Origin of the sequence: Chryseobacterium sp. C2(2020), assembly GCF_014218915.1 — a bacterium.
Taxonomy (GTDB): Bacteria; Bacteroidota; Bacteroidia; order Flavobacteriales; family Weeksellaceae; genus Chryseobacterium; species Chryseobacterium mucoviscidosis.
The window spans coordinates 44289-70197 of record NZ_JACLCT010000017.1; the positions used below are offsets into that span (position 1 = coordinate 44289).

Genomic DNA, 25909 nt, shown 5'->3' on the forward strand with positions numbered 1-25909 from the left:
TACTATTATTTATTTTTTTGTTATCTTTTCATTTAACTTCTTATGATAAATTTCTTTTCTGGATATCTATAGGAACAATTGGTTTACACAAAGTTTTATTCACAACTCTATCTCTTAATTTTGTCTTATCATCAAAGTTTCTCGAAATACTTTTATAAATATCTAAGTAGTTGTCATATAAATTTCCATCTCTTTCAAACTCTCTATAATAAATCTTTATTGATGCACAATTTTCATGTTCAAACATTGTCTTTAGTAATGTTCTATCAGATTTTCCACAAGAATGCCCTAAAATGCATACTTGATAAAAGTCTTCATTCAAAGTACTAAGTAGGTTTTTATAATTTCCCGTTTGAGAATAATTTATTGATTTCATATTTTCTAAAAATCTATCATTACCACAATTTTCAATCTCTGAATAGTTTTCATCATATTCATCTCCATAACCGAAAATTATTGGGTTTGCATTATTATCAAGCTCACCATGAATATGGATTACATGATTTTCAGGAGAAATATAGTAATCCTCTGTTTTTGTATAATTGAAATTAACAAAAACAGTCTGCGAAATATCATCTAAAATATTATTACTATTGTCATGCAAACTTTTGAAAAATAAATTTCTGTTGCGTATATTTTCAGTACTTAAAAATTTTAGAACCGATGGAGGCAAAGGTTCTAAAGAGGATTTACGTAAAGCTGGCAATTGATTTCTAAAAGCATATTGCACAGAATTCCAAGCCTGCTCAAACAACTTATTTTTTGCATCTTCAGATATCTCTGAAAATACTATTTGGGAAGAAATCTCCTGAGAAATATAATTTTGAATTTCAGTAATAATAGTAAAAGATTGAGATATATTCAGTAAATATCTTTCTAAATACCTCTTAATATTATCAAGATTATTATTAAGTTCCTTAATCAGATTATCTTCGTTAATCTCTTTTGAGTTTAGTAAGGAGAGTAAATTAGAATAAAATTCTTGTTCTATGTCTACCCAATTTTTTAATTGTAACTTTTCACTAATTAGTTGAAGAAATTTATTTTTAATTTTAAAATTAGATCTTGTATTTTTGAGATATTCTTTTACATCATGATAATTTTCACAATTTCTATCCAAAAAATAGTTTGTTGCTGAAATAAAAAAATTATCGCATTCATAAGGCTCAAATGACTTTTTTTTCATTTGATATTCTAAAAAACTGTTTTTCCAATAATCATTAAGAAAATCAGTGTAGCTAGTTTTCATTCCATTAGCTAAATCAAATCCATTTCCAATTAGTAATATTCTATTCATACAAATTGTAATTCTTTTGAATTTTAGTGAATCAAATAGTACTATAATCTATTTGAATTTAATTTCATAAATGTAATAATAAGAAATTATCAACGTTTACGGCAATCCGTATTTATACTGAATTTTTAATGAAACATTTTTCACTACATCGTAACAACAAAAAACCTCATCATTTCTGACGAGGTTTTATATTTTAAATTCAAGTAAATGAATTATCCCTGCTTTCTGTGGGTGCTTTTAGGAGCAGATTTTGCGGCAGAAGTTGCTTTTACTTTTGGTGCTGCTGGTTTTTCTGCTTTTGGCGCTTTTTTAGGCGCTTCTTTTTCTACGCTTACTTCTTCCGTTGCTGCTTCACCTTCTAAAGTTTCAGGCTCTGCTTTTACGAAGCTTTCCGGCGTAATGTATCCCGCTTTCTGAAGGATGTTGTACCACTGCGCCAGTTTTTTGATGTCTGAAGCATATACTCTTTCGGTATCGTAGTTTGGAAGAGAAGCCGTCATGAATTCTTTCAGTTCAGCATCTGTTGCTTTATGGTGGATCGCTTCTTTGTAATCGTAGTTTTTAGCAATATTTTCAAAAACTTCGAACAACGGAACTTCTTTATCAAAGGTAAACATCGCGATGTTATCCAACAAACTTACCTGACTGGAGTTTCCAATGCTTACTTTTTTCTTCGTGGTAACGTCTTCAATAATAAATCCGTTTCTTAATTGTGAAACTAATTTGAAAAGTCCTGGTTTTCCTGAAATTGAAATTATTTTTTCTAACAGCATAATTTTATTTTTTGTAAATTCTGCAATCGGCATTCCGCCTTCTGCTATTTAATATTCTTTTTATTTTAATTCAAACTTTATTTTGGAAATCTCATCTTGTAACCGATGCTTACATCACCCTGAGTAATTTTAGACAGTTTTCCTTTTACAAGCTTCTTCTTCAAGGCGCTTAAATGGTCTGTAAACAAAATTCCTTCTATGTGATCGTACTCATGCTGAATTACGCGGGCTCTAATATCGGAAAAAGTTTCTGTATGTTTTACAAAATTTTCGTCATAATATTCGATCACGATGGTTCCTTTTCTTTTTACATCCTCTCTTACATCCGGAATAGAAAGACATCCCTCGTTGAATTTCCACTCTTCGCCGGATTCTTCAAGAATTCTGGCATTAATGAATACTTTCTTGAATTCTGCCAGTTCATCCTTAATATCCTCATAATCTTCATCTTCTGCCAAAGGACTTACGTCGATCACAAAAAGACGGATATCCAGTCCGATCTGTGGAGCAGCCAAACCAATTCCGTTGGCGCTGTACATGGTTTCGAACATGTTGCCTATCAATTCCTGTAGCTCAGGATAATCTTTGTCTATATCCTTCCCTACTTTTCTTAAAACTGGGTCACCAAAGGCTCTTATCGGTAAAATCATCTTGTTCTTTGTTCTAAAAAATTCTGCAATATGATGGTTGCGCTTACTTTATCTATTAATCCTTTTTCCTGTCTTTTCTTTTTATTCTTTCCGCTTTGGGAGATAAAAAACGAAGCCATTTTGGAGGTAAATCTCTCATCGAAGCGGTGTACTTTTATCATCGGAAATTCTTTCTGAAAAACTTCGATGAATTTTAAAATATCTGTTTCCACTTCGGATACATTCCCTTTTAAATCTGTCGGAAGACCGATTACCACTTCATCCACCCGATTTTCACCGAAATATTTCGTCAGAAAATCAATAATTAATGAAGTCTGCACCGTCTCCAGACCACTCGCAATAATCTGCATATCATCCGTTGCAGCGATGCCGCAACGAGCTTTTCCGTAATCTATTGCAAGGATTTGTCCCATAGGTTTGCAAATTTAGTAAATTTTAATGATTTTATTCCAAACACAGTTTTTTTTATAAATCAATGTTTTAATCCGCTAATTTTTTTATAATTTTAATTATTCAAAAACAAAATTATGAAGAAACTCATCCTCGTAAGACATGCTAAAAGCGACTGGCCGGAAGAAACGGAAGACTTTGACAGACCATTGGCAGACAAGGGTTTAGAAGAAGCAATGCATATGTCCCGATTCATGAAAAACAATAACGTAGCGATCGATTACTTTGTATCGAGCCCCGCAGTACGCGCACTGAATACGTGCAAAATTTTCAACCAGACTTACCAGATCAGCATTAATACGAATGAGAAACTTTATAATCCTTCCGAAAGCAATTTCGAATCCGTAATCTACGATCTGGACGACAGCCACGAATCGGTTGCCTTCTTCTCTCACAACAACGGAATTTCCAATTTTGCGAATTCTATTTCCGAAGATATTTTCCATTTTCCAACCTGCGGTGTTGCCGGTTTCGAGATCGACTGCAATTCGTGGTCGGAATTCGACGGAGCCAAAAAGAAACTGCTGTTTTTCTACGATCCGGGAAAGATTAAATAAATCGTCTGTAAAAAATTCCCCTCCTCTGGAGGGGTGGCGAAAATTCGAAAGAATTTTTGACGGGGTGGTTTTAGAATGTAGATAAGTGAATTTGTGAATGGTGAATTTAACCACAAAAGTCGCAAAAGATTTTAAAGCGTTATTAGAATAATTGAATATCCGTTAAACAGCCTATTACTATGCACTGATATGAAAATCAACTATTTATAACAGGCACTTCGACAAGCTCAGTGTGACACCTTTAATACTAAACGCTTGATTTTTAGCGATGTCAAGCTGAGCCTGTCGAAGCTTTAGGTTAATAGACGGACAATCAATTAGAATATGTAAAGTCCTCAAAAGAAAAAAAAATCAAAGATTTTTAAAAACTAATGTGTTCTAAAATATTCGCATTTTTTTTATTTAATCTTCTGTGACTTAAGTGTTAAAAACTTTTTGAACCTTTATAAAAAAGCCTAAATAAACTTAATCAATAATTTTGCTAAAGCCTTTTTCTCCACTTCAAACAAAAAGACGGGCTAAAGCCCGTTCCTATTGACAATCATATTGAATGATTTTTCCTGAATTATTTTCTTCTCAGATCCAGATCATCAAAATCAAAACTGAAATCTGTAACGTCTGAGATTGGTTTTAATCTTGCGGATTGTGCTTTTCCGGTTTCATCATAATCAAAAATAATATACGCATCGGCATCGTAGCTTCTGTCGTCCCATTTGATGATGAATGAATTGTTGGAATACGGAAGCAGTTCACCTTTTAAACGTGGAGAACTTTTGCATGAGATTCTGTAGATACTTCCCTGCTGCGCAATTTCCACATCACCAAACCATTGGTCGTTGTACATTCCTACAAACTGCTCCGGTTTTGGCTGTAAATTTTTATCTTTTTTAAATGTTTCAGATTTTGCAAAAGCCTCTTTTTTCTGCTTATCAAAACTTTCTTCCATTTTTTTCATCCGGTCGCCGTAGGTTTTCAGCCAGTTGCGGTCTGCAATTCCCAGATAAGAATCTTTCACGGTATTGGTAATCGTGTTGAAAGCCGCTCCCGACTGCTGATTCGTTAAGACAACAATTCCCAGTTTCATATCCGGAATCAGCGTAAACTGCGTTACCGTTCCGATTAGTCCTCCTGTATGCTGAACTTGTTTATGACCTTTCACATCGCTTAAAAACCAACCTATTCCGTATCCGTAGAAACTGGTATCATAAGGATTTTTCGCCGCCACTCCGCTCGGAATCTGTAAACTCCACAACTGCTGAACATTTTTATCTGAAACTAATTTTTTACCGTCTTTCGTTGTGAAATTATTCAACAGGAATTCTGCCCAAGTCGTCATGTCTTTAATATTACTCATAATTCCTCCGGCTGCGTTGGCTGTTTCGTTCCAGTCGTGAGGAACGGCGATGGCTTTTCCGTCTACCGGTGCATGAGCGTCAATTTTGTTGGCAACGGCTTTGGCTCTGTTATAGCTTCCGAAACTGGATGTCATTCCTACAGGTTTCATAATGCGCTGCTCGATAAATTCTGCCCAGCTTAATCCTGAAACTCTGTGGATTACTTCTCCGGCTACGATAAACATGATGTTATTGTAGTCTAAAGTTGTTCTGAAAGGATTTTCAGGCTTTAAATATCTTACGTTGTGAACGATGTCGTTTACCGTTAAATTTCCGCCTTCCGGAAAGAACATCAAATCTCCCTGTCCCAAACCTAATCCGGCTCTGTGTGTCACCAGATCTTTAATGGTAACATTCTGCGAAACATACGGATCGTACATCTGAAATTCCGGAATGTATTTTGAAACTCTATCGTCCCAGCTCAGTTTTCCTTCGTCTGCTAAAATTGCCAAAGCGGTGCAGGTAAAACCTTTGGAATTGGAGGCGATTCCGACCAATGTAGTATCGTCCATCGGTTGTTTGGAAGTTAAAGAACGTACCCCAAAACCTTTGGAATAAATTACCTTTCCGTCTTTGATGACACCAACCGACATTCCCGGAACATCGAAAGTTTTTAAAGTGTTCTGGACCAATTCGTCCAGTTTTTTCTCTTCAACCTGCGCATTCGCAATCCCAACCGATAAAAGAAGAAGGAAAAAAGAAAGTTTCTGCTTCATTTTTAATTTTTTTCAAATGTAGTAAATAAAGCGGTTTAAACTCTTTTCAAATTTAAATGTAAAGATTCATCAATTCAAAAAAAGATTCTTTATTTTCGGTTAAAATACTTTTTTTTATTGTGATGAAAACTTCAGTTTATATTTTCCTACTAGCATTACTTCCTTTTAATTTGATTAAAAGTCAAAATACGGTCGATAATCCATACTTATTTCAAACATGGAAATTTAAGAATACGGAACACCTAAATGCTGTTTATGAAAAAAGCAAATATTCTGATAAGAACACATTAAACTTTAGACTTAGTAAAGATGGAAAAGTTATTGCCAACTGGGTTGAAAATATTTGTTATTCAGGAGATAAAAAACCGAAGTTTAAATTTAAAAAGATAAAAGGAAGTTGGGAAAAGATTTCAGACTCTGTCATTCATATCAATTTCACCACAAATGTAAGTTTAAAAGGAAACTATATCATTTCAAATCTCACAGAAGAACAGTTAACATTAAAGATGTTTGTAAATCCTAAGAAAAAATAATTTCAAATCTTATCTTTGCAGAGAATTTTAAATAATGACGAAAATCCTGCTTCTTTCCGACTCTCATTCATACATCGACGACCGCATTTTAGAATATGCAGGTCAGGCGGATGAAATCTGGCATGGCGGAGATTTCGGAAGCATGGATGTAATTGAGCAGCTTGAAAAGATAAAACCGCTGAAAGGAGTTTACGGAAATATCGACAATGCTAAAATCCGTTCTGAATTTCCGGAAGTGAGTCGTTTTATGTGCGAAAAAGTAGAAGTTCTGATGATCCACATCGGCGGTTATCCGGGAAAATACACACCGTTGGCAAAGCAGGAGATTGCTGAAAAAGCTCCGAAACTTTTTATTTCGGGACATTCACACATTTTGAAGGCAATGTTTGATGAAAAAAACAATCTTCTCCACCTGAATCCGGGAGCGTGCGGAAAGCAGGGATGGCATAAAATGCGGACGATGATGCGTTTTGTAATCGATGATACGGAAATAAAGGATTTGGAAGTTATTGAATTGGGACCTAAATTTTAAAATAATTTTTAAACCATTAAGAAAAAAATTGAGGAGTTAAGAATAATAAGAGATTGCTTCGTTCCTCGCAATGACAGTACTATGAAAATTGGTGATAAAGTTTCTGTGGTAGATGAAGATTTGAGCGGGGTGGTTACTTCCGTGAAGGGAAATATCGTGGTTTTTAAAGATGAGTACGGTTTTACGCATCAATATCCAAAGGAGAAACTTGTTCCGAAAATTTCGGATTTTTATGAAAATACTCCCATTGTAAAAAAAGCGGAGCCGAAAAAGGTAATTTCCAAAGCACATCAGAAAAATCATTTGGTTCTTGATCTTCATTTTCATAATTTAGTTAAAAATCCAAATGATTACACCAGTTTTGAAAGACTTTTCATCCAGAAGGAAAGGCTGGTGGAAACCATCAATTTTTGCAGAAAACACAATCTGAAAAGGCTGGAAATCGTACACGGAATCGGAGACGGAGTTTTGCAGAAAATGGTATTCGATACATTGGAAAGCCAGACAAATGTGGATTTTTATAATAAGGAAATACTTCATCATCAATCGGGTGCGGTAATGGTAGAATTTCACTAAATTTGCAGGAATCAAATTATGAATATACTTAATTTACTTTTTACCAAAGACGGATTAATCTACCAGATTGCTAAAAATAAGAGCATTGTGGAAGAGAAATCGTATTTCGTGGATGAAGAATCTCCGGAAAACTTTATTTCGGATATGCTGGATAAAGTGCTTCTTCTGCAGAGATTTGATGAGATCCATGTGATTTCCGCACTCAATCATTTCACGCTAATGCCGGAAGGTTTTTCCGAGCATGAAGCCGGATTCGATCTTATCGCTTTCAACGCTCCTGTGGATAAAGAAAAAGAAGAACTGATGCTTTCGATTAATGAAAAGTTTAAAATTCAGTTTTATTATACATTCCCGAAGCATTTTTACAAAAAGATTAAAGAACTCGCACTGCCTGTTCAGTTTAATTTTTCCGGTGAAAAGTTTTTAAATTCCATCAATAATAAAAACAGCAAAGAAATTCACATCAACCTGTATCATAACCAATGTGAGTTTTTCGCGATAGACAACAAAAAAATTATTTTATACAACAATCTGGACGTTAATTCTGAAGTGGATTTTCTTTATTTCGTGATGTTTACGTTAAGCAAGATCGGTTTCGGAATCAATGAGACCAATTTCTACGCGTACGGAGAAACTACTGAAAATGAGACGTTTATTTCGGAGCTTCAGAAATTCGTAAAGAATCTGAAAATTGTATTTGATAATATTCCTTCTAAAAATTTTATATTAAATTAGGTTGCAGAAGATCAGATAGCAGGTTTTAGTTTATCTGCAATCTTTTACCTACAATCTAAAATCTATCAATTATGTACAGAATCATATCCGGCAAATGGAAAGCCAAAAAAATCGCCGCTCCGAAGAATTTTGATGTAAGACCGACTACGGATTTTGCCAAAGAAGCACTTTTCAGTATTCTGGAAAACACCTACGATATGCAGTCGGTTTCCGTGCTGGATCTTTTTGCGGGAATCGGTTCTATTTCGTTTGAATTTGCCTCAAGAGGATGTCAGGATATTACGTCCGTAGAAATGAATCCGAAACATACGTCTTTTCTTAATTCTACCGCTTCTGAACTTGGATTCAGTCTGCAGGTGAATGTTCAGCGGGGTGATGTTTTCGACTGGCTGAAGAAATTCAGAAACAAAAAATCTTTTGAAATTGTTTTCTCTGATGCTCCTTTCGAAATGGAAGAAAAGAAATATCAGGAAATTATTTCTCTGGTTTTAAACAATAAATACCTGAAGGAAAACGGAATTCTAGTGATAGAACACCAGAGCCGAATGAAATTTGATCACCCGAATTTAATCGACACCCGAAAATACGGCAATGTAAGCTTCAGCTTTTTTGAACCGAATAAAGAAGAGACTACAGAAATACAGAATCAGGAATAATTTTCCTGATTTTTTGTTTTAAATAATTTTTACTTTTTCAGAAGAAACAACCGCACTTTCACCCCATTTTGCAATTTCTTTTAAAAGAGGAAGCAACGTTTTCCCAAAATCCGTTAAAGTGTATTCCACCATTAAAGGCGGCTTTTCTGTGTACACCTTTCTGTCGATAATATGATCTTCTTCAAGCTGTTTCAACTGTAAACTTAACGTTCTTTCTGTAATTGTGGGAATTAATTTTCTTAGCTCGTTGTATCTTTTTGCCCCATCAATCAGATAAAACAAAATCACAGCTTTCCATTTTCCGCCGATAAATCTCATGGTAACTGTTGTACAGCACGGATATTCTTTATTATCTATGGAATACATTTTTTTCATACTATCATTTTAGACCGTTATTGCAAATATATCAAACATACATTAATTTTGCAACTATAAAAAATATAGTATAAAAATTATGAGCTTTTTAGAAAAAATGAAATCGAGATATACCGTAAAAAAGTATAATCCTCAAGGTACAATAAGTGAAGAGCAGATTCAGCAGCTTAAAGAAATTCTGCATTTAAGTCCATCTTCCATTAACAGTCAGCCATGGAATTTTGTGTTTGTATCGGAACCGGAAACAAAATCAAAGCTTGCCGAAGCCTCTTATTTTAACAAAGAAAAAGTTCTGGACGGAAGTCAGCTTATCGTTTTTCAGGCACTTAAAAATCCTGAAGATTTTGAAAAGCAGATTGAAGAAAATCTTCCGGAAGGTTCGGTAACTTATTATAAAACTTTTGTAAAACCGAAAGGAGAAGCGGAGATCAGATCGTGGCTGAAACATCAGGTTTATCTTTCATTGGGCGTTTTGCTTTCTGCGTGTGCAGATATGGGAATAGATTCTACTCCGATGGAAGGAATTGAAACCGAAAAATATGATGCGATTTTAAAGAACGAAAAATACGAAAGTGTTTTTGCAGTAGTGATTGGCGTAAAGTCTGAAGAAGATAAAAACCAGCCGGTTCATACCCCGAAAAGAAGACTGGAAAGACAGCACGTAATTTTGGAAATTTAATTTATTTAAATGCAAAGATTAATATAATCCCCGAAATTATTTAAGAGAGCAAAGAGTGGCGACAAAGTCGCTTATGAAGTATGCTTTATAAAATCAATTTTCAATTGATTAATTCTTAGCTCACTAAAAATAAACTTTGAAAAATAAATCTTTGCGTTAAAGAATCTTCTATAGAAAAAGCTGTTTCAAATTGAGACAGCTTTTGTTTTTTATAATACTTTTAATTCCAAATCGATGGTTTTCCCGAAGAATTTTTTTGAGATTTTTTCGAAGTTTTTCGTTAAATCCGAAAGATAGAAATGGTAATTCGGTTTCGGATTCTGCTCATTCAGCAGATGATACTTATCCAGAATGATTTTTAAATGATTGGCGACAATATTCGGAGAATCAATCACACGGACACGGTTTCCGTAATATTGCTTGATTTCATCTATCAGTAACGGATAATGCGTACAACCCAAAATTAAAGTCTCAATATTTTTTAATTTACTATTGCTCAGATAATTGTATATAATTGCGTGGGTAATCGGGTGATTTTTAAAACCTTCCTCAATAGCAGGAACCAATAAAGGTGTTGCCAGTTCATCCACCTTGATCCATTTATTGTGCTTTCTGATGCTTTTTTTATACAACCCCGAATTCACAGTAGCTTTCGTTGCAATGACGCCCACATTGTTATGGATTTCATAGGAAACTTTTTCTGCAACCGGATTAATTACGTCAATCACAGGAACTTTTCCTGCAACAGACTGCATCACTTCATTCAGCGCATTTGCCGTTGCCGTATTGCAGGCAATAACAATGGCTTTACAGTTTTGCTCCAACAGAAAATTGGTGATCTTTGTAGAATATTCGATAATCGCTTCCTTCGATTTTTCACCATACGGAAGATGTTTGGTGTCACCAAAATAGATCAGATCTTCGTTTGGAAGAAGTCTTTTTATTTCTTTGGCAACCGTAAGTCCGCCCACTCCGCTATCGAAAATTCCGATAGGCTGTTTTGGGGAAAGATGCGAATAATCCTGCTTTTTAGTTTTCAAAATTGAGCTGAAATTTTATACAAAAATAGTGAAATTGTTGGATGCAGGAAGATGGATGTTACAAGTTTTTCACAAACCGTTCTTCCGACTCCCGACTTTAGATTTCCATTTTAGACGATGAACAGATCCGAAGCAATTCCGTCTGCCATAAACCAGTGTTTTTCCGGAATTTTCAGGTGGTTATTTTCTGTTACCAGAATTCCTTCTTCAAGCTTTGATTTGATTTCATTCTGAAAATGTTCTAAAATGCTGTCATTAAATTTTTCCTTTAAGCTTCCCAGATCAACGCCCCATATTGTTCGCAAGCCGATCATGATCATTTCATTAAACTGATCGTTTTGCGAGAGGAATTCTTCTTCCTTTGCCAGTAGATTTGAGTTTAATTTTTTGATATACTGCTGATTGTTCGCGACATTCCAGCTTCTCACATCGAAGCCGTTATAAGAATGTGCAGAAGGACCAATTCCAAGATATTCTTTATATTTCCAGTAGGAAGAATTGTGTCTTGAGTAAAATCCGGGTTTGGCAAAATTGGAAACTTCATAATGTTCAAAACCATTATCTTTCAGAAAATCCGATAAGTAGTAAAATTCTCTGTTCTGTTCTTCTTCCTTCGGGCTTTTTACTTTTCCTTTTGAGATCCAGTTTTCTAAAGCGGTTTTTGGCTCAACCGTTAAAGCATAAGAAGAAATGTGCGGAACTTCAAGCGCAATGGTTTTATTTAAATTCTCTTTCCAGATTTCCAGATTGGAAGTTGGCGAACCGTAAATTAAATCAATGCTTAAATTTTCAAAACCAAAATCCTGCGCTCTTTTGATGGAATCTTCGGCTTCGTTTGCAGTGTGTGCCCGATTCATTAATTTCAGATCTTCTTCAAAAAAACTTTGGGTCCCGATTGATAATCTGTTTATCGGAGATTCCGACAGTCCTTTCAGGAAGTTTTTATCCAGATCATCAGGATTCGCTTCTAAAGTAATTTCGATATCCTTTTCAAAAGTAAAATGTTTTAATACCTCATCAATTAAAGATTTGATTTCATCCGACGAAAGAATGGAAGGTGTTCCGCCACCAAAATAGAGTGACTGTAAGTTTTTGTTTTGCAATTCATTTTTTCGGAGAAAGATTTCTTTCTTCATCGCAGCCAGCATTTCATCCTTAAAATTTAAAGATGTTGAAAAGTGGAAATTGCAATAGCTGCACTTTTGCCTGCAAAACGGAATGTGAATGTAAATCATAAAAAAAAGCCCTGAAAAAATTCAGAGCTCAAATTTATTTAAATTAAATCAATTAATATCTATAACCTCTGTGGTTAATGAAGTTATCGAAGTTATATCCTAACCCGATCATGAAGCTGTTTCCTCCATATTCCTGAATATCAGACAAACCTAAGTTGTAAGTAGCTCCAATCATGAATTTGTTGAATCTTACTTTTACAACCGGAGCGATTTGTAATTGCTGACTGTCGAATCTGTTCTGAACAGATCTGTAGCTTACCCCGAAAGAGAAAGCATTGATATCGTTAAAGAACGTTGCCATTAAGTTATAATCAATCGTTCTTGTAGAGTTTGTGTTCAGGTTGATTAAAGCTGAAGGTGTGAAATAGATGTTATCACCTACATGCCAGTCATACCCTAAGTTTAAGAAGAACTTAATTGGAGAAGGCTCACGTCCGTTTACGATCGCTTCATCATTGGTAAGAGCAATATCGTTAACAGAAACTCCTGCGAAAATATTTTTGTAAGTTGCCTGTGCTCCGAAGTTTGCATAAGCCATGAAGATATTACTTTCACTTCCCTGCAATAATGGATCTGAAGCATCCTGCGTGTTAATCTTTGAATAATCAAAATTCATGTTGTAGAAGCTAACGCTTGTACCGAAAGAGAACTGATCTTTTCTGTCTCCGTCGCTGCTAAGAGGAATAAAATATGAAGCACCCGCTGTAATACCACCTGCAGAAATAGGGCCGTTGCTGTCTCTGAATACAGATAAACCTGCTCCCACTCTATCAAAAATGTTCGCGTTGATCCCTACCGACTGAACGTTTGGAGACTCACTGAACTTCGAAAATTGCTGCTGATAGTTAAGATTAAGCTGCACATAGTCGGTCTTTCCGTATTGTGCCGGGTTGAACAAAAACTCACCGTCTAAAAGATATTGTTGATAGTACGGTAAAGTTTCTTGTGCTTTGTATGCATTTGACAAAAGAGCTAAACATACGATAGCATATAGTTTTCTCATAACAAATCTTGATTTCAATTCAACAAATATAAAAAAATTCTCAATATATTTTTAGTTTTCTAAATAATTTCTCCATTTTTTTACAGCATCCGCCATATCTTTCGGCATTGGGCTTTCAAAATATAATTCCTTCTTGGTAGTGGGATGTATAAATCCTAAAGTATGGGCATGAAGCGCATGTCTGGGTAAAATCTCAAAGACATTTTTTATAAACTGCTTATACTTAGGAAGATTCACTCCACGGAGAGGCGTATGTCCTTCATATCTTTCATCATTAAACAGCGTATGACCGATATGTTTGAAATGTGCTCTGATCTGATGGGTTCTTCCCGTCTCCAGCTTACATTCTACCCAGGTCATGTATTTAAATCTTTCTAAAACCTTGTAATGCGTTACGGCATGCTTTCCCTGGCTTCCGTCTTCATACGTATGCATCTGCATCCTGTTTTTCGGGTGACGCCCGATATGACCTCTTATTGTACCTTCATCATTCTGTACATTTCCCCAAACGAATGCCCAATACAATCTTTTGGTTTTTCTGTCGAAGAATTGCTTTGCCAGAAAGCTCAGTGCATATTCATTTTTTGCAATCACCAATAATCCGGAAGTGTCTTTATCAATTCTGTGCACCAGTCCTACCCTGTCGAGATCAGATTTTTCGCCATTCTGTTCGAAATGATACGCCAAAGCATTCACCAAGGTTCCGTCCCAGTTTCCGAATCCCGGATGTACTACCATTCCCGGATCTTTATCTACAACGATAAGATCATCATCTTCGTATACAATATTGATAGGAATATTTTGCGGAATGATAACATTTTCCCTCGGAGGATGTGCCAAAAGTACAGAAATCTGGTCTCCGGGTTTTACACGGTAATTCTGTTTTACCGCAACACCATTCACAATAACATTTCCCGCTCTGCAGGTTTGTGAAATTTTATTTCTGGAAGAATTCTGACGGAAAATCAACAGAAACTTGTCGATTCTCAATGGTTCCTGACTTTTATCAACCGTGATGTTAAGGTGTTCATACAGTCCTTTATTTTCCTCATCAATATCAAGATTATCAATACTGTTCTGATCTAATAATTCTTCGTCCAAAAAATCTTCGTTATCTTCTGCCATTGTTTTATCTTTTATACAAAAGGCTTCAACATAATGAAAGTTGAAGCCTGTATTTTTTATAATATTTACTTTTTTATTCTACAACAACCTTTTTAGCTTTCGGCTTTTCTGCAGGTTTTGCAGGAGTGGTCGCAACAGTTTTATTTGCTGATGTATTATTACCAGAACTACTACCTGTATTGGTAGTAGTAGTTTTTGGTTTATTTTCGGTTACTGATGTCGTTGATTTTACTGTACTTCTAGAAGCATCTGTCTTTATTGCATCTGTAGATGGTTTAGGATTTTCTCTTCTCGGAGTTACAGGCGGCGGAGGAATATCCTGTGACGGTTCCTGACGCGAAGGCATTTCCTGATACTGGATCGGAGGCAGAGCGGTGTCTACTTTCATTCTGTAGGTAGAATTCAGCTGTTCGATTTTTGCACTCAGTTCAGCCAGTGTTTTCTTACTTGCCCAAAGATCGATCTGCATTCCCTGATCCCGGACATCTCCGGCTGCAGGATCCTGATAATAGATAACATCGGATTCGTCCTTGCTTCCGTCTTCATGATCCACAAGTCCCACTTCAAACATACTTCTCGCAATAACCTGTCTCGCTTCTTTCACTGTTAATCCTACAACATTAGGAATCGCAATGTTTCGTAATGGTCCTGAACCAATAACGACATCCACCACAGAAAATCTTGCCAGTTTTGTTTTTGGTTTTACTTCATTTCCGTTATATAAAATTCGGATAACTGCATCTTTCTGAATACTTGGCTCGAAGATGGTGTCTCCAACTTTCAGACCCACCTGTTCCAGACGCTGGAAAGCAAGACCTGAATATTTATTGATTACATCCGGAACCTCAACTTTAGCCCAGGTTCTTGGATTTACTCTTAGAACAATTGCTCTTCCGTCTTTTACACGGGAACCCGGAACCGGGTACACCTGTAACACCTGAAAAGGTCTGTATTTAGGATTATATTCAGCACTATCTACTTCATATTCCAATCCCGAATCATCCAATACTTTGATGGCTTCCTGTACAGTTTTATTAACAATATTTGGAACGGGAATTTCCTGACCATGATTGGTATGATATTCTAACCAACGAAACGTAAGCCAAACCAACCCCACAAAAACACCGATGGCTACGACTAAGTTCAGTAAAACTTTCCAATTGAAAAGTGATTTAAGCATACTTAAAATGACTATAATTAGACAGCAAATATAACTAATAATTTTAGAATGTGCTTTTAATTTAACACATTTCACTTTTGATTTTAAAATTTCAGGTTTTAGGTTTACGCGTTGTATAAAATCATTAAATTTGCCTTAATTGATACTAAACAAAAATGAGCAAAAAACAAGTTGCCGTAGTGATGGGAGGCTATTCAGACGAATATGTTGTATCATTGAAAAGCGGACAATTAATCTACGATTCCTTAGACAGAAATCTTTACGATGTATATAAAGTAGTTATCCTGAAAGATGAATGGTATTTTTTAGGCGAAAATGAGCAGAAATTCCCCATAAACAGAGGAGATTTTTCTGTGACTTTAGATAACAATGCCCCATTGAAATTTGATGTATGTTTCAATATCATCCACGGAACACCGGGCGAAAACGGAATTCTTCAGGCGTACTGGGACGCGATCGGACAGAAATACACGGGATGCGATTTTTATCAGAGTGCTTTAACATTCAATAAAAAAGATACTTTAGCGGTACTTTCAAAATACGGAATTCCTTCTGCGAAGAGTGTTTATTTAAGAAAAGGAGAAGAAATTAAGGTTAATGAGATTATAGAAACTCTTGGCTTGCCTGTTTTTGTGAAACCCAATCAGTCGGGATCATCTTTGGGAATTTCTAAAGTGAAAGAAAAGGCTGAATTCCTTGCTGCAACTGAAATTGCATTCAAAGAAGATGATGAAATATTAATTGAAAGTTTTCTTGACGGAATGGAAGTTTCCGTAGGAGTAATCGATTATAAAGGAGAAACAATTGTTCTGGGAATTACAGAAATCGTTCCTACCAACGAATTTTTCGATTATGAAGCCAAATACGAAGGGGCTTCTGAGGAAATTACCCCTGCAAGAATCGACGATGAAACAAGAATCCGCGTAGAAGAAATCGCAAAAAGAGCTTACAATTCTCTTGGGATGAGTGGTTTCTCAAGAAGTGAATATATTCTGATGGACGGAATTCCTTATATGCTGGAAATGAATACGAACCCCGGATTTTCTCCTGCAAGTATTCTTCCGCAGCAGGCAAAAATCTACGGAATTTCTATTACAGATCTTTGTGGAAACGAGGTTGAAAAAGCTTTACAAAAAAATTAAAAGGATGGAAGATTGAGGATAGAAGCTGGAAGTTTAGCATTCTATATTTCTACCCTCATCATTCATAATTTATAACTTATAACTTTTATACGCATGAAAATTGCTGTTTTTCCGGGGTCATTCGATCCGATTACTTTAGGACATTATGATATTATAGAAAGAGCGGCACCGCTTTTTGATAAACTGATAATTGCGATCGGGCAGAATTCCCAGAAAAAATATATGTTTCCGCTGGAGAAAAGAATGGAATTCATCCAGAATTCCGTTGCAGAATTCCCAAACGTGGAAGTAGATTATTTTGAAGGATTAACCGTTGATTACTGCTTTGAAAAAAATGCACAATATATCATCAGAGGTTTACGAAATCCTGCCGATTTTGAGTTTGAAAAAGCCATTGCCCACACCAACAGAACTTTAGCCCACAAAAAACTGGAAACGGTATTTTTATTGACCTCTTCAGGAAAGTCTTTCATCAGCAGCAGCATTGTAAGGGAAATCATCAATCACGGCGGAGAATATGAGCTTTTGGTTCCGGATTCGGTGAGAGTGCAATTATAAGTAATGAGTAATGGGTAATGAGTAATTTTTACAACTATGGATTTTAATCAGTTATTTAAAGATCGAACTAAAGATTTTTCGATTTCGATTATTAAATCGTTATCACCATTACCTTATTCTGATGATCTTTCAATAATCAGAAAACAAATTATAAGATCAGCAACTTCTGTAGCTGCTAATTACAGAGCAGTTGCGAGAGCAAGATCCGAAAAAGAAAGATTTGCTAAAATTTGCATTGTTGTAGAAGAAATTGATGAGACTCAATTCTGGTTAGAAATAATTGATGAGCTGGAATATTTAGATCCCGGAAAAATCTCAAATTTAAGATCAGAATGTGATGAATTGGTAAAAGTAATGACTGCTTATAAATTTAAATTATCTCAAAATACAACACTATAATCATATTACTTATTACCAATTACTCATTACCCATAAAACATGCACGAACAGTTCAATTTTGCCATAGAAGTCTTGGGAACGATATCATTTTCGATGTCGGGAAGTTTTGCGGCGATGCAAAAGCGGCTCGATCCTTTCGGCGTGCTGATTATTGCTTTTGTAACTTCTGTTGGCGGTGGAACCGTGAGAGACCTTCTGCTTGATATTCCGGTTTTCTGGATGCATGATCTGCTTACGTGCGCATTGATTATTCTGACCAGTATTTTCACCATGATTTTTAAATCTTTTGAAAAAAATTTCAGGGTAACTTTATTTATTTTTGACAGTTTCGGACTGGGATTATTTACCATTATTGGTGTTCAGAAAGGTTTAAATGCAGATATTCATCCATTAATCTGTATCGGATTGGGAACAATTACAGGTTGTTTCGGTGGAATTATCCGGGATATATTGCTCAACAGAATTCCTTTAATTTTCAGGAAAGAAATTTATGCAACCGCCTGCATTGTGGGAGGTTCCGCCTTTTTACTATTGACAAAATTTACGACTTTAACATATACTATCGTTCAGATTTTCACGATCCTACTAATTGTTTCCATAAGAACTTTAGCCGTGAAATATCATTGGCAGATCCCGAAATTTTACGGGTATGAGAATAACTCTGAGATGTAACTGCCGATTTATTTGGCTGAAGCTGTCAACTTCGCACCCAAAAGCCGGGCTAAAGCCCGTCCCTATTGATAACAAAAAAGCACCTAAAAAATTAGATGCTTTTGTTATTTTTACTGGAGTTATTCATTAAAAGAATTTACCTCTGTTTCTCATATTCGGGTTATGCATATGTTTCTGCATCGTTGGCATTTTCAGTTGCTCCTTCATCATCTTGATCTGGTCGGTCATCATTCCTGCGCTGTCTAATCGTTTTGCTTCGTCCAGAAGTTTTTGCCCTTCCTGTTTTCTTCCTTTAGAAATTGCTGCTGCTGCAAGATTTAAAGTTGCCATAGCTCTGTCATGCTTCATGTTAAGACCATATTCCAAAGCTTTTTTCATGAAAGGTTCTACTTTTGTAGGATGATCCTGAGCTTGAGTTAATCCCATTAAATAATGGAAATATCCATACTGCGTTTTATGAAGCTGGTTTTTGTAATCTGTGATATTTTTAAGCCACTCTCCTGCTTTTTCCATATTCTGCTTTCTTAATTGCCAGAAAGCCAAAAGAATGTATTCGTTTTTAAAGAAAAGCAGAATAGGTGCTGCAGCCAGAAGGAACACAACGATTCCCCAGCCTAAGTTTCTCGTAAAGAACATCATATACAGTCCTAAAAGAATAAGAACCGCCGCAACTGCAATTTTTATATATTTATTCATTATTAAATTTTAGAAGTGCAAAGATAAGAAATTTAAGATTCAAAGTTTAAGGTTCAGCGTCTAAAGTTTTGTATTAAATCCTGAACTGAGAACTTTAAACATTAAACTCTTTCGAACGTTTGAAAACAAAAATCATACTGGTTTTTTTCGTCTTTTTCATGGCAGATTTCGTCTGTTTTTTTCCAGATCCTTGGATCGATCTTTGGAAAGAAAGTATCGGCTTCAAGATCGGCTTTTACTAAAGTTACTTCCAGTTTATCAACAATATCTATTGTCTGTTCATAGATTTTCCCGCCTCCGATGATGAAAATTTCTTCATCTATTTTTTTAGCGAATTTTACGGCTTCTTTAATGCTTCCGACGATTAAAATTCCTTCTTCAAACCAGTCGGTTTTTCTGGACACAACAATATTGGTACGGTTGGGAAGCGGTTTCCCGATACTTTCATATGTCTTTCTTCCCATGATCACCGGATGCCCCGAAGTGATTTCTTTAAAGTGTTTCAGATCTTTCGGAAGATGCCAAAGCAACTGATTTTCAAAACCAATTTCGTTCTTCTCTCCCATTGCCACCACAATTGTTGTCATTAAAATAAATTTTTACAAAATTAGCACATAATTTGTATATTTGGTTAGCACAAAACATATTAAAAAAATTCAAACTATGAAAAATAAAGGTTGTCTGAGCGCAGGAACTATTGGTATCGCTCTTCTTATTATTGTCGCAGTTATTTTCTTCTGGGGCAAAAACGGCTACAACAGCTTTGTAGACAAAGAACAGACGGTTAATGCAAAATGGTCTAACGTAGAAACAGTTTATCAGAAAAGAGCAAATCTTATCCCGAATCTTGAAAGAACGGTAAAATCTTATTCCAAATTCGAGCAGGAAACCTTAACGAAAGTTGTTGAGGCACGTTCTAAAGCAACTTCCATCAATATTGATCCTACCAATATGACCGAGCAGGATGTTGCCAGATTTCAGGCTGCACAGGGAGAATTATCCGGAGCTTTAAGCAGATTGATGGCAGTGGTGGAATCTTATCCTAATTTAAAAGCAGATCAGCAATACATTAATTTCCAGAGAGAATATATCGCGATAGAAAACAGCATCAGAACAGAAACTGTTTACTACAATGATGCAGCAAAAGATTATAATGTTTCTATAAAGCAATTCCCGAATAATATTCTGGCGAATTTCACCAACTTTAAAGAAAAACCTTTGTTCAAAGCGGAAGCAGGAGCAGAAAAGGCACCTGAAGTATTCTCAGAATAATGGCAACCAGTTTCTTAACAAATCAGCAGATAGCTTCCCTTGTGGAAGCTATTCAGTCAGCAGAAGAGCATTCTACCGGCGAGATCAGAGTGCATATCGATTCCAATACAGATGAAGACAATGCAAAAATTGCTTTCAAAGTTTTTGAAGAGTTATGTCTGAACAAAACCAAAGAAAAAAATGCGGTGCTTTTTCATGTCAATTTCGAACAGAAATATCTTACCATCATAGGAGATACAGGAATTCATGCAAAAGTAAGCCAATCTTACTGGGATCATCTGCACGACTATATTACGTCTGAATTTGCCAAAGGAAATTATTATCAGGCTTTAAAAAGCGGAATTCTGGAAACCGGTCTGGAACTAAAAAAATATTTTCCTGTAACAGGAGAAAACCACAACGAACTTCCTAATGAAATTACGTTCTCTTAAAATAGTTTTTTCATTTTTACTGGTATGCTTTTACACTTTTGTATCGGCACAATATACCATTCCCCCAAAACCAGACGTTCTGTATCCTGTTTATGATGATGCCAATCTTCTGAAGCAGGAGGAAAAAGATGCGCTTAATAAAAAACTGATCGCATTTGCAGATTCTACCTCTACAGAGATTGAAGTGGTTATTATTCCTTCCACAAAAGGAGAAGACATTAATTTTCTGGCAACGATGTTTGGCGAGAAATGGGGGATCGGAAAAAAAGATGTGGATAACGGAATCGTTTTTCTTATTGCAACGGAAGATCATACGATGGCTATCCAACAGGGAAGAGCGGTGGAACAATACCTTACCGCATCTGTTGCAGGACAGATCTTAGACTATATTGTTACCCCCCATTTTAAGCAAGGCGAGTGGTACGAAGGTATCAACGGAGGAACATCGGCAATTATGGAAGCGGTTCAGGGGAAATTTAAACCTTTGAACAATCGTGAAAGCGGAAATGGAGACGGAAGTATTTTTAAAATTATCATTATTGCATTTGTTATCTTCATCATTATTGCCATCCTTTTCGGAAACAAAGGAGGAGGAAAAGGCGGTGGAAATTATGATGATGACGATGTGATCCTTTCCAGAAGAGGTCGCAGAAACTATCCGGGTGGATTTTTCCCTTTTCCAGGCAGCTTTGGCGGCGGTGGATTTGGTGGTGGAAGTTCCGGCGGAGGAGGAGGCGGTTTTGGCGGCTTCGGAGGAGGCGGAAGTTTCGGAGGCGGTGGTGCTTCAGGAGGATGGTAGAATTTTAGTTTTTGTTTTAAATTCCTCTGTTTTTAAATCGAAATGAACACATACAATAAAAAATCGATCAAAAAATGACCGATTTTTTTTATCATAAGAGTCTGTTTAAATTTTTTTGAAAGAATGATACAATTTTTATAAAGTATTCATTCTTTCTGTAGTAAACCTCACTTTTTTGTGATATAAAATATTAGGTAATACACAAGTTTTTTCTTCATAAAAGAGGTGATACTTTTGCAGCTGATAAAAAATATTTTTATGAGAAAAACTTTAAGGCTCGCTCCTGCAGCAATGCTTCTTTTAGGGGTACTTTCATGTAGTACAAATGAAATTTTGGAGGAAACAAATGAAAGTCCAAATCTTAGCAAATCTGCCAAATCATTATCAGCAAAGTATACTTCGGAATACAGCTATCTTGGTTCAGGATACGACGTAACGAAAAGTTATGCTGTTGAAAGTTCCACAGGTAATCAGGTAATAGATGTTTACCAACTCGTTAATGACATTGAGAGTACACCGACTCCTTTCCAGGATTATAAGGAAAAGTATGGTGAGAATGCATACGAATATGCAAAAAATGTGACAACCAAAGTAGATTTAGGTGGAACATTTTCATTATTTAAGCAATCCATAACCGCTTCTTTCAATGGATCTTTAACAAGCAATAATAAATTTGATGGGAAATACATCTATGGGAGTTATCATCTTTTAATTAAACAAAAAAGGTATAAATTCAAAACTCCTACAGCTAGTAACTTAAAAAACTATTTAACCCCTCAATTTACTCAGGCAGTACAGACCATGACTCCGCAAGAAATTGTACAGTACTATGGGACACACATCCTTACAGATATTTATACAGGAGGAAAGCTTGATGTAATGTTTCGTTCCGAAACCACAAATGAAAACAGAAAAAATGCTTCTGAAGTGGGAGTGAAAGTAAGTGCATTAAACATATTTAATATCAATGTTAACAATAATGTCGATACGTCTTCTGCATCCAAGAACTTTAACAGAACGTTATCTTACAGATCTTACGGAGGAGATCCGACAAAATCTTTATTAGGAACCATAAGTATGGATCAATCTACTCCCAGTGTAAACATTGCTAACTGGCAAAGTTCATGTACACCTGAAAATTCTGTATTTGTAGATATTGCTGAGCAGGGAGTGCTGAAATTATATGATCTTGTAGATGATCCGATTAAAAAAGCGTCTTTAAAAGCTTACATCGATCAGTATTTAATTGATAACCAAGTTCAGATGGAATATGTTCCAATCGATATCCACAGATATTACAATCAAAGTACGACAGATCATTTTTATACGAAAACTGCCGGAGCCTATGGCGGATACGGATATGAAGGCGTAGACTTCAGAGCATATAATTACAAGGCACCAAGCACAGTTCCAATCTATAGATATTGGAATGGAACTGATCATTACTATACAACAGCACCTGGAGCTCCTGCTGGTTACATATCAGAAGGCATAGAATTTTATGCTTATCCATCACAGGTAAGTGGCAGTCGCCCGGTCTATCAATATTTCGGAAGAAAGAGAGGAGATCATTATTATACAACTTCTTTTCAGTCATATTCTAATTATAATTACGAAGGAATTGCTTTTTATGCCCTGTAAAAAAGTTTTTATGTCTTAATAGAAAAGACAATTCGTAACGTATACAGTAAATATAAATCGGTCAAATGACCGATTTTTTTTGTAAAAATTTGTAATCATTTATTAAATGTTTTGAACTATACTTTTAAATATTTTAAACGTTAAAATAAGTATTACAAAAAAATAATTTTTCCGTCATTAATAATAATTTATAATAACATAAATCATCAATTTTAATATTAAAAATTAATAAATCCGGCTAATTTCTGTTTTTACTTCAAAAATTTTTCATTATATTTACGTAAAACAGGTTTATGAAGAAGACGTTGGTAGTTTTTGCGCACCCTTATTTAGAGCATTCCAACTCGAATGCAGAGCTCATTAATTTCTATGTCCGTCATCAGCATTTTACCCTGCGGGATATTTACGAAGAGTATCCTAATTTTCATATTGCCGCTTTCAGGGAAAGAAAAAGAATAAAAAATTACGACCGTTTTATTTTCCAGTTTCCACTCATCTGGTTCGGAATGCCGCCTTTGTTAAAACTCTGGATCGATGAAGTTTTCGACCGCGACTGGCTTAAAGAAGATCATCACAATCCTTTGGAGGGAAAAGAGGTTTACATTCTGGTAACCACAGGCGGAAAAGAAAGATCGTTCAGCAAGGAAGGAACCTATCAGTTTACCGTAGAGGAGCTGATCAGCGGACTTATCGTATCGCTGAATGTTTTTAAGGCAAACATCAAAAATATCAAAATCGTTTACGAAGCCAACAAGCTCTCAAAAAAAGAAATTATCGTACACAAACAGCAGTTTGTAGAACTTCTCAACCAATAAAAATTTTATGGAAACAAGCTTAGCAATGAACACACTTATTTTCTTAGGCGTAGCCATCATTATGGTTCCGCTGGCGAGAAAATTCGGGCTAAGTTCTGTCATCGGATATATTGCAGGCGGAATTATCATTGGTCCTTATGTTTTAAAATTAACGGGAAACGATGTTAACGACATTATGCACGCCAGTGAATTTGGGGTCATCATGCTTTTGTTTTTAGTCGGTCTGGAGCTTGAACCCCGAAAATTCTGGGATATGCGGAAGAAAATTGTCGGACTCGGCTTAACGCAGATGCTTTTAACGATTTCCCTGCTATTTCTCGTATTTATCTGGGCAGGCTGGAAAATCGACAAAGCCATAGCCGTTGCCATGTGTTTTGCGTTATCGTCTACAGCAATTGTACTGCAGACTTTACAGGAAAAAAACAATTTAAAAACATTAGCCGGAGAAGCTTCATTTTCCACCTTGCTGTTTCAGGATATTGCGGTGATTCCTATTTTGGCGATTCTTCCGCTGATTGCCAATTACAAATCCAGACATCACGATAACGAAATTCAGGTACTCATACAGACTCTTCCGGAATGGATGCAGTTCGCGACCGTTATTTTGGGAGTGGTTATTTTAATTTTACTGGGGCGGTATGTTTTTGTTCCTTTTTTAAGATATGTCTCAAAATCCGGAATGTCGGAGCTTTTAACGGCTTCTTCCCTATTTCTGGTCATCGGAGTTTCAGAACTCATGGTAGCTATTGGTTTATCTCCCGCTTTAGGAGCTTTCCTTGCAGGAGTCATGTTAGCCAACAGCGAATTCCGCCACGAACTGGAAGCACAGATTGATCCCTTCAAAGGACTATTGCTTGCCGTATTTTTTGTAAGTGTAGGTTCCACGATGAATTTTAACGTCATTCAGAAAGATCCTACCTTTATTTTCACCACCGTGTTTGCAGTTTTAGCCATAAAATTCCTTGTTTTATTTCTTATCGGAAAGTTTTTCAAAATAGATACTCCACAAAGCATGTTTTATGCTTTTGCGCTTTCGCAGGTGGGAGAATTTGCTTTTGTCCTCATTAATTATGCTTCAAGTCTTTATCTTCTGCCTTCTGAACTCAATGCGCAGATGATGGCTGTAACAGCAATTACCATGTGCATCACACCTTTTTTATTAATTATTAATGATAAACTTATTACTCCGAGATTCATAAAAGAAGTTCCTGATCCCGATAATGATTTTAATATTCTGGACGGTAATATTCAGCAAAAGAAAATCATCATTGTAGGATTCGGACATTTCGGAAGTACGGTGGGAAGGCTTTTAAAAGCCAATAAAATTCCGGCAACGGTTTTGGATCGAGATTCTGACCGTGTGAAATTATTGAGAAGCTACGGTTTTAAGGTGTATTATGGAGATGCCACAAAAATTCCTACCTTACGCGCAGCAGGAATTGAAGATGCAGAAATTCTGGTGCTGTGTCTTGATAATCCCGATGACAATAAATTTGTCGCCGATATTGTAAGAGAAAATTATCCACAGGTAAAAATCTTTGTGCGTGCCAAAAACAGAATAGATTCTTATGAATATTTGAACAGCGGAATTAATAATATCTACCGCGAAACTCTGGGAACCGCCGTAGATATGGCAGTCGACGTTCTTCATGCAACCGGGATGCGGAAATATGCAGCGAGACGTCTCGGGCAAAGATTTATGACCATCGATAAAGCTTCCATCCGAAAATTAGCCAAATCGGATCATGATGATGAGATCCATCTTTTTACCACAAAAGAAATCCTCCTGCGAGAGGAGGAATTACTGGCGTATGATAATCTTAATTTTGATAATCAGCAATGGGAAGATTCTTCTAATGATGAAGAGGATGAAGATGAAAATTAATAGCTTACATTTGGTTTAGATAAGCTAATCAGTGATCATTTTACCGCTATCTCCACAAAGATTTTTATCTCAAACGTTTAATTTTCCATTCGC

Annotated in this window: 30 protein-coding genes; 17 read left to right on the plus strand and 13 right to left on the minus strand. The window is 35.9% G+C overall.

All coding sequences use genetic code 11. The features are described 5' to 3' along the window. Positions 1-40: 40 nt before the first annotated feature. The 4 genes from H6W52_RS11375 to ruvX form a co-directional block, all read right to left on the minus strand. Positions 41-1297 (minus strand): AbiH family protein, encoded by a 1257-nt coding sequence (locus tag H6W52_RS11375; protein ID WP_116098478.1) that lies wholly within the window; start codon positions 1295-1297, stop codon positions 41-43. 212 nt (positions 1298-1509) lie between these two features. Further along, positions 1510-2070: a DUF5606 domain-containing protein gene (locus H6W52_RS11380; RefSeq protein WP_116098509.1), complete on the minus strand. Its 561-nt coding sequence runs from the start codon at positions 2068-2070 to the stop codon at positions 1510-1512. Positions 2071-2147: 77 nt separating this feature from the next. Next, positions 2148-2720: a peptide deformylase gene (gene def, locus H6W52_RS11385; protein WP_087705801.1), complete on the minus strand. Its 573-nt coding sequence runs from the start codon at positions 2718-2720 to the stop codon at positions 2148-2150. Continuing rightward, complete coding sequence (gene ruvX / locus H6W52_RS11390) at positions 2717-3133, minus strand: Holliday junction resolvase RuvX (RefSeq protein WP_116098477.1); 417 nt, start codon at positions 3131-3133, stop codon at positions 2717-2719. The genes def and ruvX overlap by 4 nt, the downstream gene beginning before the upstream one ends. A 114-nt stretch (positions 3134-3247) precedes the next feature. Here ruvX and H6W52_RS11395 point away from each other — a divergent pair, with 114 nt between their 5' ends. Beyond that, complete coding sequence (locus H6W52_RS11395; protein ID WP_076393059.1) at positions 3248-3727, plus strand: SixA phosphatase family protein; 480 nt, start codon at positions 3248-3250, stop codon at positions 3725-3727. A 565-nt stretch (positions 3728-4292) separates the two neighbouring features. On the opposite strand, the gene H6W52_RS11400 is transcribed toward H6W52_RS11395, so the two are convergent. After that, the gene (locus H6W52_RS11400; RefSeq protein WP_116098476.1) at positions 4293-5837 is read right to left on the minus strand and encodes a serine hydrolase; all 1545 of its coding nucleotides are present in this window, start codon (positions 5835-5837) and stop codon (positions 4293-4295) included. Between the two features lie 119 nt (positions 5838-5956). Between H6W52_RS11400 and H6W52_RS11405 the strand changes: the two genes are divergently transcribed. The 5 genes from H6W52_RS11405 to H6W52_RS11425 all read left to right on the plus strand — a co-directional run bounded on the left by H6W52_RS11405 (position 5957) and on the right by H6W52_RS11425 (position 8869). After that, positions 5957-6370 carry a hypothetical protein gene (locus H6W52_RS11405; RefSeq protein ID WP_123891967.1) on the plus strand — a complete coding sequence of 138 codons (414 nt, stop codon included), beginning with the start codon at positions 5957-5959 and terminating at the stop codon, positions 6368-6370. A gap of 34 nt (positions 6371-6404) precedes the next feature. Further along, positions 6405-6902, plus strand: coding sequence for a metallophosphoesterase family protein (locus H6W52_RS11410; protein WP_116098474.1), 498 nt, complete (start codon positions 6405-6407; stop codon positions 6900-6902). A gap of 81 nt (positions 6903-6983) precedes the next feature. After that, entirely contained in the window at positions 6984-7478 is a 495-nt protein-coding gene (locus H6W52_RS11415) for a Smr/MutS family protein (RefSeq protein ID WP_116098473.1), read from the plus strand. An 18-nt stretch (positions 7479-7496) separates the two neighbouring features. Next, positions 7497-8213 (plus strand): DUF3822 family protein, encoded by a 717-nt coding sequence (locus tag H6W52_RS11420; RefSeq protein WP_087705790.1) that lies wholly within the window; start codon positions 7497-7499, stop codon positions 8211-8213. A 71-nt stretch (positions 8214-8284) separates the two neighbouring features. Further along, a complete protein-coding gene (locus tag H6W52_RS11425) occupies positions 8285-8869 on the plus strand; it encodes an RsmD family RNA methyltransferase (RefSeq protein ID WP_087705788.1) in 585 nt (194 codons plus the stop codon). 18 nt (positions 8870-8887) lie between these two features. Here H6W52_RS11425 and H6W52_RS11430 read toward each other — a convergent pair whose 3' ends face one another. Continuing rightward, positions 8888-9235 carry a winged helix-turn-helix transcriptional regulator gene (locus tag H6W52_RS11430; RefSeq protein WP_116098508.1) on the minus strand — a complete coding sequence of 116 codons (348 nt, stop codon included), beginning with the start codon at positions 9233-9235 and terminating at the stop codon, positions 8888-8890. Positions 9236-9323: 88 nt separating this feature from the next. Between H6W52_RS11430 and H6W52_RS11435 the strand changes: the two genes are divergently transcribed. After that, positions 9324-9923: a nitroreductase family protein gene (locus tag H6W52_RS11435; RefSeq protein ID WP_116098472.1), complete on the plus strand. Its 600-nt coding sequence runs from the start codon at positions 9324-9326 to the stop codon at positions 9921-9923. 209 nt (positions 9924-10132) lie between these two features. Here the strand turns inward: H6W52_RS11435 and murI are convergent, their stop codons facing one another. The 5 genes from murI to H6W52_RS11460 form a co-directional block, all read right to left on the minus strand. Further along, entirely contained in the window at positions 10133-10963 is an 831-nt protein-coding gene (murI, locus tag H6W52_RS11440; protein ID WP_108411039.1) for a glutamate racemase, read from the minus strand. A 110-nt stretch (positions 10964-11073) separates the two neighbouring features. After that, positions 11074-12198, minus strand: coding sequence for a radical SAM family heme chaperone HemW (gene hemW, locus H6W52_RS11445; RefSeq protein WP_116098471.1), 1125 nt, complete (start codon positions 12196-12198; stop codon positions 11074-11076). 52 nt (positions 12199-12250) lie between these two features. Then, positions 12251-13201, minus strand: coding sequence for a type IX secretion system membrane protein PorP/SprF (locus H6W52_RS11450; protein ID WP_076393081.1), 951 nt, complete (start codon positions 13199-13201; stop codon positions 12251-12253). 51 nt (positions 13202-13252) lie between these two features. Beyond that, complete coding sequence (locus H6W52_RS11455; RefSeq protein ID WP_185144412.1) at positions 13253-14326, minus strand: RluA family pseudouridine synthase; 1074 nt, start codon at positions 14324-14326, stop codon at positions 13253-13255. Positions 14327-14399: 73 nt separating this feature from the next. After that, positions 14400-15506 (minus strand): PASTA domain-containing protein, encoded by a 1107-nt coding sequence (locus H6W52_RS11460; protein ID WP_116098470.1) that lies wholly within the window; start codon positions 15504-15506, stop codon positions 14400-14402. Between the two features lie 155 nt (positions 15507-15661). On the opposite strand from H6W52_RS11460, the gene H6W52_RS11465 reads away from it, so the two are divergent. From H6W52_RS11465 to H6W52_RS11480, 4 genes are all read left to right on the plus strand, one after another. Then, positions 15662-16648, plus strand: a complete 987-nt coding sequence (locus tag H6W52_RS11465; RefSeq protein ID WP_116098469.1) for a D-alanine--D-alanine ligase — start codon at positions 15662-15664, stop codon at positions 16646-16648. 93 nt (positions 16649-16741) lie between these two features. Further along, a complete protein-coding gene (gene coaD, locus H6W52_RS11470; RefSeq protein WP_076393087.1) occupies positions 16742-17206 on the plus strand; it encodes a pantetheine-phosphate adenylyltransferase in 465 nt (154 codons plus the stop codon). A 36-nt stretch (positions 17207-17242) separates the two neighbouring features. Continuing rightward, entirely contained in the window at positions 17243-17605 is a 363-nt protein-coding gene (locus H6W52_RS11475; RefSeq protein WP_116098468.1) for a four helix bundle protein, read from the plus strand. Between the two features lie 39 nt (positions 17606-17644). Beyond that, on the plus strand, positions 17645-18277 hold the full coding sequence (locus tag H6W52_RS11480) for a trimeric intracellular cation channel family protein (protein ID WP_076393091.1): 633 nt from the start codon (positions 17645-17647) through the stop codon (positions 18275-18277). A gap of 126 nt (positions 18278-18403) precedes the next feature. Here the strand turns inward: H6W52_RS11480 and H6W52_RS11485 are convergent, their stop codons facing one another. Both H6W52_RS11485 and H6W52_RS11490 read right to left on the minus strand, forming a co-directional pair. Next, on the minus strand, positions 18404-18973 hold the full coding sequence (locus H6W52_RS11485) for a hypothetical protein (RefSeq protein WP_087705778.1): 570 nt from the start codon (positions 18971-18973) through the stop codon (positions 18404-18406). 101 nt (positions 18974-19074) lie between these two features. Further along, a complete protein-coding gene (locus H6W52_RS11490) occupies positions 19075-19560 on the minus strand; it encodes a dihydrofolate reductase (protein WP_116098467.1) in 486 nt (161 codons plus the stop codon). 76 nt (positions 19561-19636) lie between these two features. Here H6W52_RS11490 and H6W52_RS11495 point away from each other — a divergent pair, with 76 nt between their 5' ends. The 6 genes from H6W52_RS11495 (at position 19637) to H6W52_RS11520 (ending at position 25816) form a co-directional block, all read left to right on the plus strand. After that, entirely contained in the window at positions 19637-20245 is a 609-nt protein-coding gene (locus H6W52_RS11495; RefSeq protein WP_116098466.1) for a LemA family protein, read from the plus strand. Next, positions 20245-20676, plus strand: coding sequence for a TPM domain-containing protein (locus tag H6W52_RS11500; protein WP_116098465.1), 432 nt, complete (start codon positions 20245-20247; stop codon positions 20674-20676). Before H6W52_RS11495 ends, H6W52_RS11500 begins: the two co-directional genes overlap by 1 nt. After that, positions 20657-21475, plus strand: coding sequence for a TPM domain-containing protein (locus tag H6W52_RS11505; RefSeq protein WP_087705771.1), 819 nt, complete (start codon positions 20657-20659; stop codon positions 21473-21475). Before H6W52_RS11500 ends, H6W52_RS11505 begins: the two co-directional genes overlap by 20 nt. 258 nt (positions 21476-21733) lie before the next feature. Next, positions 21734-23116 carry an MAC/perforin domain-containing protein gene (locus H6W52_RS11510; RefSeq protein ID WP_185216723.1) on the plus strand — a complete coding sequence of 461 codons (1383 nt, stop codon included), beginning with the start codon at positions 21734-21736 and terminating at the stop codon, positions 23114-23116. Between the two features lie 293 nt (positions 23117-23409). After that, positions 23410-23931: an NAD(P)H-dependent oxidoreductase gene (locus H6W52_RS11515; RefSeq protein ID WP_076393105.1), complete on the plus strand. Its 522-nt coding sequence runs from the start codon at positions 23410-23412 to the stop codon at positions 23929-23931. Between the two features lie 7 nt (positions 23932-23938). Beyond that, complete coding sequence (locus tag H6W52_RS11520) at positions 23939-25816, plus strand: monovalent cation:proton antiporter-2 (CPA2) family protein (protein WP_116098464.1); 1878 nt, start codon at positions 23939-23941, stop codon at positions 25814-25816. Positions 25817-25909: the final 93 nt, after the last annotated feature.

Coding starts and splice junctions, on each gene's coding strand:
- hemW (WP_116098471.1), bottom strand. CDS start 12,198: ATGATTTACATTCACATTCCGTTTTGCAGGCAAAAGTGCAGCTATTGC.
- H6W52_RS11495 (WP_116098466.1), top strand. CDS start 19,637: ATGAAAAATAAAGGTTGTCTGAGCGCAGGAACTATTGGTATCGCTCTT.
- H6W52_RS11450 (WP_076393081.1), bottom strand. CDS start 13,201: ATGAGAAAACTATATGCTATCGTATGTTTAGCTCTTTTGTCAAATGCA.
- H6W52_RS11410 (WP_116098474.1), top strand. CDS start 6,405: ATGACGAAAATCCTGCTTCTTTCCGACTCTCATTCATACATCGACGAC.
- H6W52_RS11505 (WP_087705771.1), top strand. CDS start 20,657: ATGAAATTACGTTCTCTTAAAATAGTTTTTTCATTTTTACTGGTATGC.
- H6W52_RS11520 (WP_116098464.1), top strand. CDS start 23,939: ATGGAAACAAGCTTAGCAATGAACACACTTATTTTCTTAGGCGTAGCC.
- H6W52_RS11515 (WP_076393105.1), top strand. CDS start 23,410: ATGAAGAAGACGTTGGTAGTTTTTGCGCACCCTTATTTAGAGCATTCC.
- H6W52_RS11480 (WP_076393091.1), top strand. CDS start 17,645: ATGCACGAACAGTTCAATTTTGCCATAGAAGTCTTGGGAACGATATCA.
- H6W52_RS11460 (WP_116098470.1), bottom strand. CDS start 15,506: ATGCTTAAATCACTTTTCAATTGGAAAGTTTTACTGAACTTAGTCGTA.
- H6W52_RS11510 (WP_185216723.1), top strand. CDS start 21,734: ATGAGAAAAACTTTAAGGCTCGCTCCTGCAGCAATGCTTCTTTTAGGG.
- H6W52_RS11380 (WP_116098509.1), bottom strand. CDS start 2,070: ATGCTGTTAGAAAAAATAATTTCAATTTCAGGAAAACCAGGACTTTTC.
- H6W52_RS11420 (WP_087705790.1), top strand. CDS start 7,497: ATGAATATACTTAATTTACTTTTTACCAAAGACGGATTAATCTACCAG.
- H6W52_RS11435 (WP_116098472.1), top strand. CDS start 9,324: ATGAGCTTTTTAGAAAAAATGAAATCGAGATATACCGTAAAAAAGTAT.
- ruvX (WP_116098477.1), bottom strand. CDS start 3,133: ATGGGACAAATCCTTGCAATAGATTACGGAAAAGCTCGTTGCGGCATC.
- H6W52_RS11415 (WP_116098473.1), top strand. CDS start 6,984: ATGAAAATTGGTGATAAAGTTTCTGTGGTAGATGAAGATTTGAGCGGG.
- H6W52_RS11395 (WP_076393059.1), top strand. CDS start 3,248: ATGAAGAAACTCATCCTCGTAAGACATGCTAAAAGCGACTGGCCGGAA.
- H6W52_RS11475 (WP_116098468.1), top strand. CDS start 17,243: ATGGATTTTAATCAGTTATTTAAAGATCGAACTAAAGATTTTTCGATT.
- H6W52_RS11375 (WP_116098478.1), bottom strand. CDS start 1,297: ATGAATAGAATATTACTAATTGGAAATGGATTTGATTTAGCTAATGGA.
- H6W52_RS11500 (WP_116098465.1), top strand. CDS start 20,245: ATGGCAACCAGTTTCTTAACAAATCAGCAGATAGCTTCCCTTGTGGAA.
- def (WP_087705801.1), bottom strand. CDS start 2,720: ATGATTTTACCGATAAGAGCCTTTGGTGACCCAGTTTTAAGAAAAGTA.
- H6W52_RS11465 (WP_116098469.1), top strand. CDS start 15,662: ATGAGCAAAAAACAAGTTGCCGTAGTGATGGGAGGCTATTCAGACGAA.
- H6W52_RS11425 (WP_087705788.1), top strand. CDS start 8,285: ATGTACAGAATCATATCCGGCAAATGGAAAGCCAAAAAAATCGCCGCT.
- H6W52_RS11490 (WP_116098467.1), bottom strand. CDS start 19,560: ATGACAACAATTGTGGTGGCAATGGGAGAGAAGAACGAAATTGGTTTT.
- H6W52_RS11455 (WP_185144412.1), bottom strand. CDS start 14,326: ATGGCAGAAGATAACGAAGATTTTTTGGACGAAGAATTATTAGATCAG.
- coaD (WP_076393087.1), top strand. CDS start 16,742: ATGAAAATTGCTGTTTTTCCGGGGTCATTCGATCCGATTACTTTAGGA.
- H6W52_RS11485 (WP_087705778.1), bottom strand. CDS start 18,973: ATGAATAAATATATAAAAATTGCAGTTGCGGCGGTTCTTATTCTTTTA.
- H6W52_RS11430 (WP_116098508.1), bottom strand. CDS start 9,235: ATGTATTCCATAGATAATAAAGAATATCCGTGCTGTACAACAGTTACC.
- H6W52_RS11400 (WP_116098476.1), bottom strand. CDS start 5,837: ATGAAGCAGAAACTTTCTTTTTTCCTTCTTCTTTTATCGGTTGGGATT.